We start from the raw sequence: 293 nt of genomic DNA on the forward strand, positions 1-293 counted from the left end.
GATTTGAAAGAGTTATATAAAACAGTTTGGGAACTGTCTATGAAAGACATTATCGATATGTCTCGTCAAAGAGGGTATTTTGTAGATCAATCGCAATCCTTGAACTTGTTTATGCAAGATGCAAATTATTCTAAATTGACTTCAATGCACTTTTATGCTTGGCAGTCGGGTTTGAAAACTGGAATGTATTATTTGAGAACAAAAGCAGCAGTTGATGCGATAAAATTTACCTTGAACAACGACAAAAAAGCGGAGCCATTAGAAGTTAAAGAGCCATCCGCAGAACAGGTACT

General features: G+C 35.8%; 1 pseudogene. It reads left to right on the forward strand.

Annotation, left to right across the window (positions count from 1 at the left end):
- Positions 1-293, forward strand: a pseudogene (locus tag EKL98_RS16360) (ribonucleoside-diphosphate reductase subunit alpha); the annotation flags it as partial.

The organism is Flavobacterium bomense (genome assembly GCF_003970355.1).